Raw genomic sequence first — 16,184 nt, 5'->3', positions numbered from 1 at the left:
ACTTAGAATATTTATTTACACCTGTTACTTTTCGTTATCCTCCGCACCGTGAGTTAGACGTTGCAACGGCTTTAACAACATGACAAATATAGACCCAATAACAAGTGTAAATACTAGTATTCCTAAAAAGACAGAATACTCGCCCAAATCACTGGCAGACTCACCTATTATACCTGCTACTTTGTTTCCTAATCCGGTTGCCGCGAAATAAACTCCCATCATTAAAGACGCATATTTTACTGGAGATAATTTTGTAATGAAGGACAAAGCAACAGGAGAGATACACAGTTCCCCAATAGTATGAAACAAATAAGCCATAACTAACCAAATCATACTTGAAGATCCTGATCTTTCAAACTGCATAGCTGCAAAAACCATAAATAAAAATCCAAAACCCATTATGATGATACCCATAGCCATCTTAAAAATAGAAGAAGCTTCTTTATTTTTAAGTTTACGTTTTGCCCAAAACCCTGCTACTCCAGTTGCAAAAAGAATAATAAAACCGGCATTCAGACTTTGAAACATGACTGTCGGAATTTGCCAACCGAAAAGCATTCTATCTGTTTTAGTATCTGTATAAAGATTCATTAAACCTCCAGCTTGCTCGAATGCTCCCCAAAATATAATTACCATGATAAAAGAAAGCAGTAAAACTACAAAACGATCCTTATCTACTTGTGACGTCAACTCTTTGTAAATCATCATCATTAAAGCGGCGATTATTGTTAAGAAGAAAAACAACAATCCAAAGGCCCAACCTAAATTATACCACCCAACAATCGATAGTACTAAAAGAATTCCTGTAAACAATAGTTGCTTTTGCGATTTCAGAAGATTCTGAAAAAGAAGACCATATGAGCTTTCATCCACAGTATTGGCTTCTTGAACTTCTAAATTACCAACATGACCTAAGAATTTTTGTCCCCAAACATATACAATAAGTCCCAAAAGCATTGCAATTCCAGCTAAACCAAAACCAGCATGCCATCCCCATTTCATAACAACAAAACCAATAACCATAGTAGCCAATAATGAACCCGTATTTATTCCAATATAGAAAACGCTGAATCCTTTGTCTCTTCGAATATCCCCTTGTGGATACAATCCACCAACCATTGTAGAAATGTTAGGCTTCAATAAGCCTACACCAAGTATTACCAAACCCAACCCAGCATAAAACGCCCAAGTTTGTGTAAACACTAAAACCCCATGTCCCAGACAAAGAATGATTGCTCCAATCAGAACGGCCTTTTTTTGTCCCAGTACCTTATCGGCTAACATACCTCCGGGAATTGACATTACATAAACTAACATGGTGTACCATCCATACAAGGCCAATGCTTCTTGACTTGACCATCCAAGCCCTGCACCTCTTGAGTCTCCCATCGTCTCTGTTGTCATATATAAAACCAATAAGGCTCGCATTCCATAATAAGAAAAACGCTCCCACATTTCTGTGAAAAACAATATAAATAATCCAGTAGGATGACCGAATAAGGTTGATTCTAAATGAGCTTCTGAAGTCGTGTTTGACATATGTTAAAATTTGATTAGTATTGTTATTTAGTATTCTTCTTATATTATACCTTTAATTATAGGCGAAATCAATATCAGCTGCTAACCCAGGATTAAGACATCTGTTGCCAATATAAAAAAAAACTTCTATTGTTCACTTACGCTCTATAGGTTTTCGTTGATAAAATTAGTCATTTTGTTGTACAACTGAATTCTAGTCATTCCACCGTAAATTCCGTGATTTTTATCCGGGTATATCTGTGAGTCAAATTGCTTATTGGCTTGAATTAGCGCCTCCATCATTTGCATCGAATTTTGAACATGTACATTATCATCTCCGCTTCCGTGAATTAAAAGAAACTTTCCTTTTAGCCCGTCTACATAATTGATAGGAGAGTTATCGTCATAGCCACTTGCGTTTTCTTGTGGTGTCTGCAAGTATCTTTCTGTATATATGCTGTCATAAAATCTCCAATTCGTAACAGGAGCTACAGCAATCGCCATTTTAAAAGTATCGTTTCCTTTGAAAAGACAGTTCGAAGACATAAATCCACCATATGACCAGCCAAATATACCAATTCTTGATTTATCCACAAACGAATAATTCCCGATTAGCTTTGCAGCATCAATTTGGTCCTCTACTTCATATTTCCCTAATTGTAACTGAGTCACTTTTTTAAAGTCAGCACCTTTAAAACCAGTTCCTCTACCGTCAACACAAGCAACAATATACCCTTGTTGAGAAAGCATCATAAACCAATAATCATTAGTAGAATTCCATTGATTAGCAACCTGCTGCGATCCGGGTCCCGAATACTGGTACATAAAAACTGGATATTTCTTTGAAGCGTCAAAATCTTTCGGTTTAATAATCCACGCATTCAACTCGTTCCCTTTTTCTGTTTTTAAAACAAAAAACTCCTTAACTGGCAAATCATAATCTTTCAATTTTGTAGCCAAGGCTTCGTTGTTTTCAATAACCTGTAATTGTTTTCCTGTTTTTGCTTCGTTTAAGGTGTAAGTTGTCGGCTGCGTCGCACTGGAAAAAGTGTTAATGTAATACTGAAAGTTTGGGCTGAAAGTGGCATTATTAGTTCCCTTTTCTGTAGATAACGCCTTTTTGTTTTTACCGTTTAATCCAATACTATAAACAGCTCTGTTAATAGAACCATTCTCGGTAGACTGATAAAAAAACGTACTTGCTTTTTCATTAAAACCATAATAAGAAGTCACTTCCCAGTTCCCTTTAGTCACTTGGTTTACCAACTTCCCTTTTTTATCGTAAACATAAATGTGATTAAAACCGTCTTTCTCACTGGTCCAGATAAAACTATTGTCTTTCAAAAATGTGAGGTTATCTGTAACATCAATATATGCATTGTCTTTTTCATTCAATACTACTTTTGATGTTGCCGTAGTTCCATCAATAAACAATAAGTATAAATTATCTTGGTGGCGATTCAAAACTTGGGCTGTCAAAACATTGGCGTCATTAGTCCATTGCATACGCGCAATATAAAAATCATTGTAATTCCCTAAGTTAACTTCTTTAGTAGTTGCTGCTGCAACATCATAAATATGCAATGAAACAAGAGAGTTTTTCTCTCCTGCTTTTGGATACTTAAATGTCTCGATTGTAGGATACAAAGACGTACCAAATTTCGACATCGAGAATTCAGGTACTTGACTTTCGTCAAAACGAATGTAAGCCAGTTTTTTACTGTCGGCACTCCAATCAAAAGCTCTTACAAAAGCAAACTCTTCTTCGTAAACCCAGTCAGTAATACCGTTTATGATTGCGTTTTTCTTACCGTCAGTGGTGATTTGAGTTGATTTCTTTGTCTGCAAATCGTATACAAAAAGATTATTCTCTTTAGCATAGGCAATTTTTTTACCATCCGCTGAAAATGTAGGTTCTTGTACTTGAAAGTCAAATAACTTAGTTAATTCGTTATTACTAATATTGTATAAGTAATAATCTGCCGTGAAAGAATGTCTAAAGATCTGCTTTGAATTAAAAGCTAGTAAAATTAATTTTTCAGTAGCATCAAACGTATAGCTGGAAATATTAGGCAAGTCCTTAGAGTAGTTATTTGTATCGAATAAAGTACTTGTTTTTTTTAGCGTTGCAAAATCAAACAAATCAATTTGCTGCTCTCCATTCATGTCTTCGTTCAATACCGTATATTGATTGGTGTTTTTTAAAGAATGTAATTCATCCATTCCTTGAGCACGAAAAGCACCCGTGTAAATTTTTTCAACAGAGATTTTTTGTTGTCCAAAAACACTGAAACACAAAAATAAAAATAGGACCGAAAAATGTTTAGAATTCATAGTAATGATTTATAGGTACAAAAGACGCCAATTTTAGTGAAAATTTTACAATTATATCACATTTCGTGTGTTAAATGTTGCATCCAACATTCTAAAAATCCATTTAATCGTGATAATTTAAGCATTATAAAACCTCTAAAAATGTATCTTTGCGCTAAATTATACTATAATCTATTGAAAATGAATAACCCTGTCACTGGCTTTTCAAAACTATCCAAAGAGGAAAAAATAAACTGGATTGCTAAAGAATACTTCTCAACTCCTTCGGAAGCAATACTTTTACTAAAAAACTATTGGAATTCAGATGAAAAAATACAAAAGCTACACGATGAATTCATCGAAAACACCATAACTAATTTCTACATACCTCTTGGAGTTGCCCCTAATTTCCTCATTAATGGGAAATATTGCACGATTCCGATGGCAATTGAGGAGAGTTCTGTTGTTGCTGCGGCATCTAACTCATCAAAATTTTGGTCAACACGAGGAGGGTTTAAAGCAACCGTAGTGAATACCGAAAAAATAGGGCAAGTACACTTTATATTCAAAGGAGATGTTTCGAAACTTCAATTATTCTTTGCCCAAACTAAGGCCAAGTTCTATGAACAGACAGAGAGTATCACTAAAAAAATGCAAAAACGCGGCGGCGGGATTCTTGATATCGTGCTGCAGGATAAAACAAACCTACTTCCCGATTATTTTCAACTTCATGCCACTTTTGAAACAAAAGACAGCATGGGAGCAAATTTTATCAACTCTTGTTTAGAACAATTTGCCCGAATATTAAAAGAAGAATCATTAGCTTACAATCTCTTTACCGAAACCGAAAAGAACCTTCAAGTAATTATGAGTATTCTTTCTAATTACGTTCCCAACTGTATAGTAAGAGCCGAAGTTTCCTGCCCCATAGAAGCATTAGCTGAAAAACATATTACAAACCCGCAAGAATTTGCGGAGCGATTTGTTCAAGCCGTTCAAATTGCAGAAGTGGAGCCCTTCAGAGCGGTGACACACAACAAAGGAATCATGAACGGAGTCGACGCTGTCGTATTGGCGACGGGAAATGATTTTCGTGCCGTCGAAGCGGGAATACACGCTTATGCAGCTAAATCGGGGCAATATTCCAGCTTGTCCCATGCAAAAATAGAAAATGGCATCTTTACATTTTGGCTAGAAATTCCTTTGGCACTAGGAACCGTGGGCGGACTCACCTCTTTGCATCCTTTAGTGAAACTATCATTAGAAATGCTAGAAAACCCTTCCGCCAAAGAATTAATGCAAGTTGTTGCCGTAGCGGGCTTGGCACAGAATTTTGCTGCCTTGCGCTCCCTGACTACAACAGGCATACAGGATGGCCACATGAAAATGCATTTGAATAATATCCTGAATCAATTTGACGCAAATGACAACGAACGGATTTTAATCAGAAAGCATTTTAAACACCATGCCGTTTCACACAGCGGAGTGGTCGAATTGATTGAAAATCTACGAAAATAGTATCAGGAACTATTCCCGCTATTTACTGAAGCTTTATTTGATTAAATAAATCAAATAAAGGGATGATAGAGACTAAAAACCACACTGAATAAATTCAGGATAAATGAAAAAAACATTCTACAGCAACGGAAAACTTTTAATTACAGGGGAATATTTGGTTCTGGACGGCGCAAAAGCACTGGCCTTACCCACAAAATTTGGACAAACTCTGAATGTTGAAGAAGGCGTGAATGGAGAAATATATTGGATAAGTTATGACGCAGACGGTAGTATATGGTTCGAAGACAGCATTTCCTTTTCGGAAATTACGAATCCAATAAACACAAAAGCAGAAACCGTAAAGAACACTTTAGTCACTATTTTACATGAGGCCTATCTCCTAAATCCTGATCTTGTAAACAACTCTTCGGGTTATCAAATAAAAACCCAACTCGCGTTCCCTAAAAAGTGGGGATTGGGTACTTCGTCTACCTTGATAAACAATATAGCGCAGTGGCAGCAAATCGACGCCTTCACCCTGCTTAATAACAGTTTCGGTGGTAGTGGCTACGACATTGCCTGCGCACAAAATGACAGCCCCATCCTTTACCATCTTGAGAAAGGGAAACCTATCGTTGACAGAGTTTCTTTCAATCCAGAATTCAAAGAAAACATTTATTTTGTTTATCTTAATAAAAAACAAAGCAGCAAATCATCCATAGCTCAGTACCAAAACGAAAAAGCCCACAGCTTAGACAAAAGGATTCGAACAATTGATACCATAACGCAGCAAGTTTTAAATGCCGAGACCATCACGTCATTTGCGCAAGCACTTGCATCACATGAAGCGGAAATGAGTCAAGTACTAGCAATAAAAACGGTTAAAGAAGCCTTGTTTAGTGATTTTGACGGGGAAATAAAAAGCTTAGGCGCTTGGGGTGGAGATTTTGTAATGGTGATTTGGGATGAAAATCCTACTACTTATTTTGCTGCCAAAGGATATAATACTATTTTAACCTACGAAGAAATGATATTGAGTCAGTAGAGGCCTTCAAAAATAGTCATAAAAAAACTCGATACTAAATATCGAGTTTTTTTATGAACTATTATTACCTAAGCATTATATTTTAGTAATTGAACTGCTTTCTGTTATCTTCAATTTTAGCATTGTCTTTCAGGGCGGGTAAAACTCTGTTTACGTCTCCGGCAGATTGTGCTTTCAATTGCGCAACATATGCAGCATGATCTTTCAGATCTGGTGCTTTTACGGTACTAATGTTTTTCACAACATATACCCCTGTGTTTCCTTCGATTGGAGCAGACAATTTGTTTGCAGCCAAAGCGAATGCATTACCTACAACTTTTGGCTCTAGCCCAACACCTGTCAACATTGGATTGGACATAGTGACATCAGTTGCTTGCAAAACAGTTGAACCTGCTGCTTTAGCAATTGTTTCCATAGAACTTCCTGACATTTTAGCTTTAATCAATTCCGCTTTTTTCTTGTTTTTAAGAATCGGCTCGACATAAGCTCTAGCTTGAGAAATTGGAGCTAATCCTGAATCATCTATATTTTTAACAGTTGCGATAACGTGCCCTACATTGGCCACTTCAAATCGCTTAACCGTACCTACCTTAGTAGCATCCTCAAAAGCCCATCTCACAATAGATCTTTGATTCCCTAAAGGGCCAAAGTTCTCATCCATTGCTTTAACAGTTGCAGGAGATTCGACCTTAAGTCCCATTTCCTTCGCTACCTTGTCAAAACCTTTATCAGCAGATTCCATTTCAAATTTAGTAGCCTGTGTAAACATTTTATCTGAAGTAGCTTCAGAAGCTTCAATCTTTAGACCAATAGTCGCTAGACGAATTCCGTCTTGTTTGTCAGTTATCTTGATAATATGAAAACCAAAAGGCGTTTCTACTAAACCTACTTTACCAATACTGTTGTTAAAAACAAAATCATTAAATGGTTTCACCATTTGGTTTGGTCCAAAATACCCTAAATCCCCTCCTTGTTGTGCTGATGAATCGTCAGAATTTGAAAAAGCTGACATCATGAAGCTATCTGGATTTGCTTGAACTTGAGCTAATATAGCTTCCGCTTTAGCTTTTGCCTCTTCCTTAGTTCTTATTTCTTTTTTATTAGGCACTTGAGTCCCTTCATAACTGATTAAGATATGGCTTGCCTTTGCATTCACTCCTAATCTTTTACCCAAAGATTTTGAAACAGCATAATAGTTTCCAAATACGTAAGGCCCATAAACTTCGCCTGCCGCAAGATTAAACAATAAGTCTGCATCAATAGCCGGTAAATCTTTTTTAGCAATATAAGTAGAATCGTAAGGAACATCTGAATTTGAATTCACAAACTCAATTGTATTTTTAGCCGATTTAAACCCTGATAAAGTATCGTTTTTAGCTGTTGCTTGATTATAAACGACGCTTCCAGATAGCAATCCGTTTATTCTTGATTTAACTTCCGCCTCATCTTCTGTTGAAGCCTTATCCTCAATCAAAACATATTCCACTTCACGAGTTTCATCTGCTTTGAATTTCTTTTGGTTTTTAATCATGTAATCCTTAATCTCAGCGTCAGTAACTTTTACTTCACTGTCTTTAATTGTAGAATACAATCCAGCAACATAAGCGAAACTCACTTTACTGGCTTCCATTTCGTATTTCAACTTCCCTTCGCTCTCTGTCGCGAAAAGGCTTGACTTAATTAGGGTGTTATATATTTGAAATTTTGCATTTAACTCAGCATCTTTCTCTCTATCTACCAAATACTGTGCTTGCGCTGGATTTGCTTTGAAATATTGCTTAAACTTTGCAATATCAAAAACTCCTACCGCATTTAGGAACAATGGATTTTTACCAATATTTTGATCTGCTTTCAAAACTTCTAGTATGTGCTTCTCGCCAACTCTTAAGCCCAACTTATCAAATTCGCCAGTTAACAAAGCAACCGATACTTCCTGATCCCAAACTCTGTTTGCTGCCGCTGTAGAAGTGATCCCTTGACCGCTTTTCTCAACATTCCCGACTTTAATTCTAAAATCCTCAAACGAAATATCCTTCCCGTTGATGCTACCTACGTCTTTTGACGTACTATTAAAACCACCACTGCTAAATAGATCACCAATGATAAAAGCAAATAAAGCGAATGCAATAACTGCAATCATTAATGCGGAACGTTGTCTAATATTTGATAAAACTGCCATTTTTACTGTTGTTAATTTTATATTCAGTTTGCGAAAATACAATTATATGATTAATAATTATACTACTAGGGTTTTATTTTACAAAAAAAAAGTTTTTATAAAATAAATCACTCTTTTATGGTCAATTTAACCAATTCTATTTTCTTATTCGTAGCTTCTTCAATTATAAAGTGATAATTCCCTATTGTAATGGCCTCTCCTTTTAACGGTATGTCATTTGTGAAATCAACAATAAAACCGCCCAAGGTTCCATAAGAGTCGCTTTCAGGAATACTAAGTTTATAGGTTTGATTCAAATACTCGACATCAAAGCGAGCTGAAAAAAGGTAGGTGTCATCACCTAACTCCTTTTCTATAAGTTCCTCATCAGAATCGTGTTCATCTTCTATTTCACCAAAAAGCTCTTCAACTATGTCTTCTATCGTAACGATACCAGAAGTCCCTCCATATTCATCCAGAACTACCGCTACGCTTTTGCGCTTTTTAGTAAGTAGATTCATGACGTCTTTAACGTAAATTGTTTCAGGAACAAATTCAACAGAAATCACAATAGCTTTGATGCTTGCGGGTTTTTTAAATAAGTCATAAGAGTGCACATAACCGACAATCTCGTCGAGCGAGTTTTCGTAGACCACAATCTTCGAGTAGCCTGTTGCAATAAAGAGTTCTTTAAGCTCGGCTATCGTATCAAACAAGTCAATAGCTACGATTTCAGTTCTCGGACTCATTACATCCCTAGCTTTCACGCCAGAAAACTCCAAGGCGTTCTGAAACATTTGAATTTCCGAATCGACATCGTCGTCGTCATCAACGGTACTCATTTGCTCTACGATATAATTCCCTAATTCTATCTTACTAAAATAAAGTTGCACCTGATCTCCATCTGATCCAAAAAATTTTTTCAGAATAAAATCTGAAACCCAGATAAAAAAAGAGGAAATGAAATAAAACAAAATGTAAAACCCGTACGCAGGTATCGCGAAAAACTTTATTAAGGTGTTGGCATATATTTGAAAAAAAACCTTTGGCAAAAACTCCGCAGTTATCAAAACGACCAATGTAGAAAGGAGTGTCTGTATAAAAAGGTTCAGCAAGTCGGAAAAATGATACTGAAACGAATCAATCCAATTCATCAGTAGATCACCCATTAAAAATCCATAAACAACTAAGGCAATATTGTTCCCAATAAGCATAGCTGCAATAAATTTAGATGGTTTTTCGGTAAGTCTGGTAAGAATTTTAGATAGAAAGTTATCTTGTTTTTTTTCAATTTCAAGATAAATTTTATTAGAAGAAATAAATGCGATTTCCATTCCTGAAAAAAAAGCACTTAATATTAGACATAGTATTATAATACTAATTCCCATATATTAAGATTTACTTTTTCGATCTTCCATTTTTTTCGCGAATTTTCGTCTAAAGAAAAACATGAAAATTGCCAAGCCACCAATCATGAAGCTCAACCATGGCGTTGCATCAGGGTCATTCCACTTTGCCATTCCCTCGTAAATAAAGTATAAGGCAAAAATCAGGTAAATGTAAGGTGTGAATTTTAAGTAGCCCATATTCGTATTTTTTTATATTTATTCAGCGGAATCGAATTCGCCTATTATTTTTTGTGAATTGATAATTTTAAAATCTTTACTAAAATCAATTCCCTGTCCATTTGAAGATCCCTTAAGGTCTGTAAATTTAAACTTTTTTTCAGTAAAAAACCATTCATTCTTCTGATCGTAATACAATTGTTCCGTTTCTAGTGTCTGTCCATTTTGCGAGACAATCTTCACCTTGCCCTGCAGGTCAATGATATTAGTAAGTTTATAAGATACTGCATAATTTGACGTTACGCGAGTAGTTTTCCCCTTGTTATCGTATAAGGTAACATCTATACCTTTAGGAAATTCCTGAAAAGGAAAACTAACACTGGAGTAATCTAACATTTTAGGACTAATCAAAATTACTTTTATGAGACCCGAATCCGTATACTTTAGATTCACATCGTCTGCATCCCCACTAGGCACAAACTCAGTGAAATTTATCTTTTGCACCTCTTTGAACTTACTTTCGCAACCAAAAAACAGAGTCACAGCGAAAACTGTGACTATCGAAAGTACTTTATGTTTTTTAATTAAGATCATACGTCAAAAATGACAAAGTGATGAGTTATTATGTTAACCTTAGTCAAACTTTCTTTGTTGAAACCACTTATCATTAAACGAAAACCCTACACTAATTTTAGCGTAATTTTCCTCAACTAAACTTGAGTTTGTTGTGCCTCTTTTACCTAGTTCAAACCCTATATTGACATTAGAATAAGATCCCGTAATTGGCAACCCTAAACCTATGGTCAACCCGATATCATTTATGGACTCAGAATTAACAACCAGGCCTGTTTTTTCATATCTCAAACCTCCTCGATAGACGATCCTGTTAATATAACTAGAGAAAGAATTGTAATTAGGAATATAATACCCCCCTAGACTTACGCTCCCATATTTACCATACCCTACATTGCTTGACTCATTATAACTATTTGCCTGAGCAGCTGTTTTTTGATAATCGATTCTACCTCCCAAAAGCCATTTTTTAGACTCGCCAATACCTGCACTTAAAGATATTTTCCCTGGAAAAAGTAGATCAACATTGTTTTTTTGTTCCGCTACAATATCCGACACTGCCAAGTCGAACACTGAATTGTATGTCACCGTAGATATGTTTCTGGTGTTCTGCGATTTCAAGGTGTTTTCTATAGTATAATTCAAACCACTGTATAGCGTCAGTTTTTTGTTAATGTTGGTTTGGTACATTGCTCCAACATTAAAATTAACACCCGACAGAAGAGAGGTGTTGGTTTCACGAGTACCCACTGGAATACCAGTGATAAACTCTAAACTACTTGTTTCTACACTTCCGAAATTATATTGCAAATCAGCACCTACGCTGAATTTTGGAGTAACTTTATATCCAACTCCTAAAAAAGCCTTATTCAAACCACCTGCCCCAGCATAGCGGCTATTACTTGCATCAAGGTTTCCAGAAATGGATTCGATTTTATACCCCACAGAAGAGTAAGGAATTAATCCAAAACCGACACCCCATTTCCCAAGAGGCAAACCTACCGCAAGATAATCTAAGGTTGTTCTTTTGGCACTTTCAGTCTTATTGTCTGATTTTAAATTTACATTATTTAAAGTACCTCCAATCGTAAAAGTAGTAAGTTTTAAATTTGCAAAACTTGCCGGGTTTTCCAGATTAATATGAATACTGTCTTTCTCTACCGCTATTCCGGCCATGGAACGACTTTCAACCGTTCCCCTAAATCTTACATCACCAATTCCATAATACGAATAAGGTGATGCCGTTCCGTCTTGGGCAAATGAAACTAACGACAAGAGCAAACAGGCGCTTACTATAATTTTTTTAATCATTGTTGATTTTATATTGAAATGTTTGATTTAAACTTTCTATTAGAAAATTTGAATTGGCAAATATGGTATTTTTTAATCGTTTAGCCAAAAATTCTGTGTCTCCACCCGTTAAAATTATTATAAAATTTGAAGAAAGTCGTTTATATTCATCGATAAAACCATCCATCTCATATACCAATGCATTAACTACACCTGAATGAATTGATTGCGAGGTTGATGTCCCTATAAAATGCTTCGGGCTTTCTAATTCTAGCAAAGGTAACTTTGAAGTATACTTATGCAATGATTCATACCGCAATCGCAAACCAGGTGATATTGCCCCGCCCAGATAGTTGTTGTTTTGATCAATGAAATCGTAGGTTATACATGTACCTGCGTCAATAACCAATCGGTTTTGCCTAGGAAACCTTAAGGCCGCGCCAGAAGCAAGGACCATACGATCAATTCCTAAGGTTTCTGGCGTCTCATATTTATTATTAAAAGGAAAAGGATCATGATGACTTACAAAATGTACGATTAGCTCGTTATTAAAACCTAAAAACACTTCTTTTTCTACATTTCCGACTGAAGCTACCACCAAATGAGTCGTATTTTTAAATTTTTTTAAAATATTTTCAATGTTCTTTTGAAGCTCATTTTTAAAAAAGACAAGCTGCTCCAAAAGGATATCCCCCTCAAAAACAGCGGCTTTAATTCTAGTATTTCCTACATCAATAGTTAATATCATAATTTTGATTTTGATTGTGCGAAGGTACGAATTGATTTTTTTAAAAAAATGTTTTGGATATACTAAAAAACATCCTATCTTTGCACCCGCAATAAGCGCGGTACCTTAGCTCAGATGGTAGAGCAATGGACTGAAAATCCATGTGTCCCTGGTTCGATCCCTGGAGGTACCACAAAACCCAAACAGAAATGTTTGGGTTTTTTGTTTTTATTATAACTGACCATAAATAATTCACCACCATTTAAAGGCAGCCCTTAAGAAAACCATAAACCGCAAACTGTCTTTATAAACAGCACTACTTCCTCCACTTATTTTTAAGTCGCAAAAAAATCAAAGCCGTAATAAATGCATCACCCGCAGCAGTATGCCGATCACTTTTTTGGATTTTAAAAACCTGACATAATTCATCTAAACTGGCGTGCTGGTCTTCTTGCAAGCCTTTAAATTTTCGATACATCAAATTAGTATCCATGCTACGATTTTTTAGTTTCCCCAAGCCCATTCGCTTCAAAGATGCATTGACCATCTTTACATCAAAATGCAGGTGGTGTCCAACTAAAGTCGAGTCTTTGACATACTCAAGAAACTTAATTAAAGCTTCAGTCTCCCCTTGTTTTTCCTCTTTACCTTCTTTCAAAATGCCGTGAATGGGCACTGATTCTGTTTTGAATACATTTTGCTCTACAAAAATCTCCAACGAATCATTCACAACTATCGAGTTGTCATAAATCGCAATGGCACCAATCGATAAGATAACATCGCGTCGAACATCCAAACCAGTTGTTTCAGTATCAAAAACCACAAATCTTTTCACTAACTTCTTATCTGCTTTCGCATCAAAACAAGCCAAATAGTTTTGCCAAAATTCGGGGTAGCTCTTTTTGTCTTTTTTAAACCAATTAAATAACCTCATCTAAGTAAAATAAGTAAGTTGAAATCGTGTTTTAAGAATCTCTTGAACATCACTTATCGGATGGAATGCATTTTTAAGCTTTACTTTATCTAATTTTGTCAATTTATTTAAGTCTAAATACCTTCCCCCCGAATTACTTGCAAAACCTTCTTGCGTTCTAAATTTCAGTAAAATAGAAAATGCTTCAGAACAAGCTTCATAGGTTGCCGCATTTTGCGATTCTAAAGCTGCCAATTCCTTAAACCTTGCAAGCGTATTGTTCACCCCTGTAATTTTTTGATTTAAAGACAATAATCTAGCCGCATCAATCAAAGGCATCAACCCCCTACTTTTAACATCGAAAGTGTCTTTATGCTCACCGTCTTTTTCTACCAAAAACTGCCTAAAGAAACCTAGTGGAGCAGGGTTTTTTAAGGCATCTCTACCTAAATAAGCAAAGAAAATTTGGTTTTTATCTACGTTTTTTAAAATATTAGCTGTGATTGAATCAACCAACTCTTTATCGCCATAAACAAAGTCATAATCAAAAAAAATAGAACACATAAGAATTCCTTTCTCGGCAGGACTATGAATCCAAGTGTTATATTGTGCGTTCCACTCCTTTAAGGATTGACACCATAATGGATTACTGGCCATCATATCTGCCGGGCAAAATTCATATCCAACCACATTTAATATACTAGTAACATTATCCGCCAATTCTATAAAATACTCTTTAACGTCACTGTACCTTTCTTCAGATACATCTTCAAAAACCAAAGCATTATCTTGGTCCGTAAGCAATAACTGTTCTTTTCGACCCTGACTACCTATGTTCAACCATGCAAAAGCAACAGCAGGCTCTTCCCCGATTTTATTTATGGACAATTCAATGGCCCGACTTGTTATAGCTCTATTAATTTCCCCAACAATCTGGCAGAGATGTGCTATTGGAATATCTTCACTTAATGAATTCTGAATTAACTTATTCAGGTTTAGCCTGACCGCTTTAAGCTCTTCCGCACTTTCGGCACGTTTGATCTGTTTTACTAATACTCCTGGATTATTTGCCTGAGCGACAACCACATCGTGCTCAGAGATGATTCCTATAATTTCTGATTCCCTAGTGCCGTCAAGAGTTACACATAAATGAGCTACATCGTACTGAAGCATCGTCAACTGGGTTTCAGCAACTGATCCGTTTGATGAGACAGTAACGACAGGTACCGACATAATCTCTTCTGCTGTTGCTTGTATACTAAACAAACCAGTGGCTATTTTGGAACGTAAATCTTTATCGGTGATAATACCAATGGGAAGACGGTTTTCCTGAATAATGACACTCCCTATTTTATGTTGCGTCATTGTTTCCGCTATTGCCTTGACAGAATCAGATCTATTGGCTGTGATAGGTTTTGCAGTATAAGAAATGGGCTTAAAGTATTGAATCGCGTCTTCCCGCTCATTGTAGATTACACTTTCAGAAATCAGCTTCCCCTTATTTTCCTTATCATGCGGGTTGCGGGTATTAGAAGCGAAACTTTCTAACAAAAAACTAGAAACCTCAACATTTTCAAAAATATACGGCTTAAAAATGGCTATTGGAATAGCATAGAGCAGGCTTTCTTCGCTTGCCTCTGCAGTCATCAAGTAGGCATCCTTGGCAAAAAAAGGACGCAAACCTAAGATGTCGCCCTCATCACATTCATCAATAAGAAGCTGTTCCCCATCATAAACAACCGATAGCGCTACCGCTCCTTCCTTGACAACATAAAAAAAAGGATGAGGCTCATCTTTAACACTAAAAAGAACTTCTTTTTTTTCCAAATGAAGCACCCGAGATTCTTTGGAAATAGCCACTAAATCAAACAAGCTAAGGTGGCAAAACGGAGGATGCTTTTGAAGAAAGTCTGCAATTCGTTCCGCTATCGAATTTTTCATAATTAATTTATTAGTATCTAAAAATACAAAAAAAATATTCGCTACTCAATTAAGGTCATTTATAGCTAAATAAGAGTCCATAAAAAAAAAGACTGTTTTTTTATCATATTTACATAAAAAAACTAATATAAATGGGGCCTGCGCAAATATTTGTGTTTTTATTTACAATATCAGCTTAAATATAATTGCTAATTTACTATATTTATGCAAAATTTATATACATGGAGATTTTAGCCTGTCCGAAATGCCAAGGAAGTCAAATCATAAAAAGCGGCGTAATCAACAGTAAACAGCGGTACTTGTGCAAAAAATGCAACTACTTTTTTACTGTTAATAAAATAGGGAAAAAAATCGACGAATACTATGTTACGAAAGCACTTCAATTGTACCTTGAAGGACTAAGTTACCGAGAAATCGAACGCATAATCGGAGTTTCTCATGTCACCATTAGTAATTGGGTAAAATCGTTCAATATCAAAAAACCGTCCCATGCCAACTACCACCCCACCTATAAGATATTTAATCATTTAGAGTTGATTGAATACATAAAAAACAAGGATTTACTATCTGGCGCAGGTATGATAATAACGGAACTCGGCGACAAGTTTATGCTTATAAAGTGGGAACGATTCAAGGACTAACTA

13 protein-coding genes and 1 tRNA gene are annotated in these 16,184 nt (G+C 35.9%); 4 read left to right on the top strand and 10 right to left on the bottom strand.

Annotated features, from left to right (window positions below):
- Window positions 1-24: 24 nt before the first annotated feature.
- Window positions 25-1,539 carry a peptide MFS transporter gene (locus ACEN2H_RS05400; RefSeq protein WP_441731141.1) on the bottom strand — a complete coding sequence of 505 codons (1,515 nt, stop codon included), beginning with the start codon at window positions 1,537-1,539 and terminating at the stop codon, window positions 25-27.
- Between the two features lie 144 nt (window positions 1,540-1,683).
- Window positions 1,684-3,852, bottom strand: a complete 2,169-nt coding sequence (locus ACEN2H_RS05395) for a S9 family peptidase (RefSeq protein ID WP_441731139.1) — start codon at window positions 3,850-3,852, stop codon at window positions 1,684-1,686.
- Between the two features lie 180 nt (window positions 3,853-4,032).
- Between ACEN2H_RS05395 and ACEN2H_RS05390 the strand changes: the two genes are divergently transcribed.
- Window positions 4,033-5,349: a hydroxymethylglutaryl-CoA reductase, degradative gene (locus ACEN2H_RS05390; protein WP_441731137.1), complete on the top strand. Its 1,317-nt coding sequence runs from the start codon at window positions 4,033-4,035 to the stop codon at window positions 5,347-5,349.
- Window positions 5,350-5,452: 103 nt separating this feature from the next.
- Window positions 5,453-6,373: a GYDIA family GHMP kinase gene (locus tag ACEN2H_RS05385; RefSeq protein WP_441731135.1), complete on the top strand. Its 921-nt coding sequence runs from the start codon at window positions 5,453-5,455 to the stop codon at window positions 6,371-6,373.
- A gap of 82 nt (window positions 6,374-6,455) precedes the next feature.
- On the opposite strand, the gene ACEN2H_RS05380 is transcribed toward ACEN2H_RS05385, so the two are convergent.
- From ACEN2H_RS05380 to ACEN2H_RS05355, 6 genes are all read right to left on the bottom strand, one after another.
- Window positions 6,456-8,552, bottom strand: coding sequence for a peptidylprolyl isomerase (locus ACEN2H_RS05380; protein WP_441731133.1), 2,097 nt, complete (start codon window positions 8,550-8,552; stop codon window positions 6,456-6,458).
- A 107-nt stretch (window positions 8,553-8,659) separates the two neighbouring features.
- Complete coding sequence (locus ACEN2H_RS05375) at window positions 8,660-9,919, bottom strand: hemolysin family protein (RefSeq protein WP_441731132.1); 1,260 nt, start codon at window positions 9,917-9,919, stop codon at window positions 8,660-8,662.
- 3 nt (window positions 9,920-9,922) lie between these two features.
- Complete coding sequence (locus ACEN2H_RS05370) at window positions 9,923-10,117, bottom strand: hypothetical protein (protein WP_441731130.1); 195 nt, start codon at window positions 10,115-10,117, stop codon at window positions 9,923-9,925.
- Between the two features lie 18 nt (window positions 10,118-10,135).
- On the bottom strand, window positions 10,136-10,690 hold the full coding sequence (lptC, locus tag ACEN2H_RS05365) for an LPS export ABC transporter periplasmic protein LptC (RefSeq protein ID WP_441731128.1): 555 nt from the start codon (window positions 10,688-10,690) through the stop codon (window positions 10,136-10,138).
- Window positions 10,691-10,729: 39 nt separating this feature from the next.
- Window positions 10,730-11,980, bottom strand: coding sequence for a hypothetical protein (locus ACEN2H_RS05360; protein ID WP_441731126.1), 1,251 nt, complete (start codon window positions 11,978-11,980; stop codon window positions 10,730-10,732).
- Window positions 11,973-12,707, bottom strand: coding sequence for a type III pantothenate kinase (locus ACEN2H_RS05355; protein ID WP_441731124.1), 735 nt, complete (start codon window positions 12,705-12,707; stop codon window positions 11,973-11,975). The genes ACEN2H_RS05360 and ACEN2H_RS05355 overlap by 8 nt, the downstream gene beginning before the upstream one ends.
- Before the next feature lie 99 nt (window positions 12,708-12,806).
- Here ACEN2H_RS05355 and ACEN2H_RS05350 point away from each other — a divergent pair.
- A tRNA-Phe gene (locus ACEN2H_RS05350) sits at window positions 12,807-12,879 on the top strand.
- A 123-nt stretch (window positions 12,880-13,002) separates the two neighbouring features.
- Here ACEN2H_RS05350 and ACEN2H_RS05345 read toward each other — a convergent pair.
- Window positions 13,003-13,620, bottom strand: a complete 618-nt coding sequence (locus tag ACEN2H_RS05345) for a 3'-5' exonuclease (RefSeq protein WP_441731122.1) — start codon at window positions 13,618-13,620, stop codon at window positions 13,003-13,005.
- A complete protein-coding gene (locus ACEN2H_RS05340; RefSeq protein ID WP_441731120.1) occupies window positions 13,621-15,540 on the bottom strand; it encodes a DUF294 nucleotidyltransferase-like domain-containing protein in 1,920 nt (639 codons plus the stop codon). It abuts the gene before it with no gap.
- 221 nt (window positions 15,541-15,761) lie between these two features.
- On the opposite strand from ACEN2H_RS05340, the gene ACEN2H_RS05335 reads away from it, so the two are divergent.
- Window positions 15,762-16,181: a transposase gene (locus tag ACEN2H_RS05335; protein ID WP_441731118.1), complete on the top strand. Its 420-nt coding sequence runs from the start codon at window positions 15,762-15,764 to the stop codon at window positions 16,179-16,181.
- Window positions 16,182-16,184 lie beyond the last annotated feature (3 nt).

The sequence above is a fragment of the Flavobacterium sp. W22_SRS_FP1 genome, from assembly GCF_052113685.1.
Lineage (GTDB): Bacteria > Bacteroidota > Bacteroidia > Flavobacteriales > Flavobacteriaceae > Flavobacterium.
This window is presented reverse-complemented; position numbering and strand designations above follow the sequence as displayed.

Coding starts and splice junctions, on each gene's coding strand:
- ACEN2H_RS05335 (WP_441731118.1), top strand. CDS start 15,762: ATGGAGATTTTAGCCTGTCCGAAATGCCAAGGAAGTCAAATCATAAAA.
- lptC (WP_441731128.1), bottom strand. CDS start 10,690: ATGATCTTAATTAAAAAACATAAAGTACTTTCGATAGTCACAGTTTTC.
- ACEN2H_RS05400 (WP_441731141.1), bottom strand. CDS start 1,539: ATGTCAAACACGACTTCAGAAGCTCATTTAGAATCAACCTTATTCGGT.
- ACEN2H_RS05345 (WP_441731122.1), bottom strand. CDS start 13,620: ATGAGGTTATTTAATTGGTTTAAAAAAGACAAAAAGAGCTACCCCGAA.
- ACEN2H_RS05395 (WP_441731139.1), bottom strand. CDS start 3,852: ATGAATTCTAAACATTTTTCGGTCCTATTTTTATTTTTGTGTTTCAGT.
- ACEN2H_RS05370 (WP_441731130.1), bottom strand. CDS start 10,117: ATGGGCTACTTAAAATTCACACCTTACATTTACCTGATTTTTGCCTTA.
- ACEN2H_RS05355 (WP_441731124.1), bottom strand. CDS start 12,707: ATGATATTAACTATTGATGTAGGAAATACTAGAATTAAAGCCGCTGTT.
- ACEN2H_RS05375 (WP_441731132.1), bottom strand. CDS start 9,919: ATGGGAATTAGTATTATAATACTATGTCTAATATTAAGTGCTTTTTTT.
- ACEN2H_RS05380 (WP_441731133.1), bottom strand. CDS start 8,552: ATGGCAGTTTTATCAAATATTAGACAACGTTCCGCATTAATGATTGCA.
- ACEN2H_RS05390 (WP_441731137.1), top strand. CDS start 4,033: ATGAATAACCCTGTCACTGGCTTTTCAAAACTATCCAAAGAGGAAAAA.
- ACEN2H_RS05360 (WP_441731126.1), bottom strand. CDS start 11,980: ATGATTAAAAAAATTATAGTAAGCGCCTGTTTGCTCTTGTCGTTAGTT.
- ACEN2H_RS05385 (WP_441731135.1), top strand. CDS start 5,453: ATGAAAAAAACATTCTACAGCAACGGAAAACTTTTAATTACAGGGGAA.
- ACEN2H_RS05340 (WP_441731120.1), bottom strand. CDS start 15,540: ATGAAAAATTCGATAGCGGAACGAATTGCAGACTTTCTTCAAAAGCAT.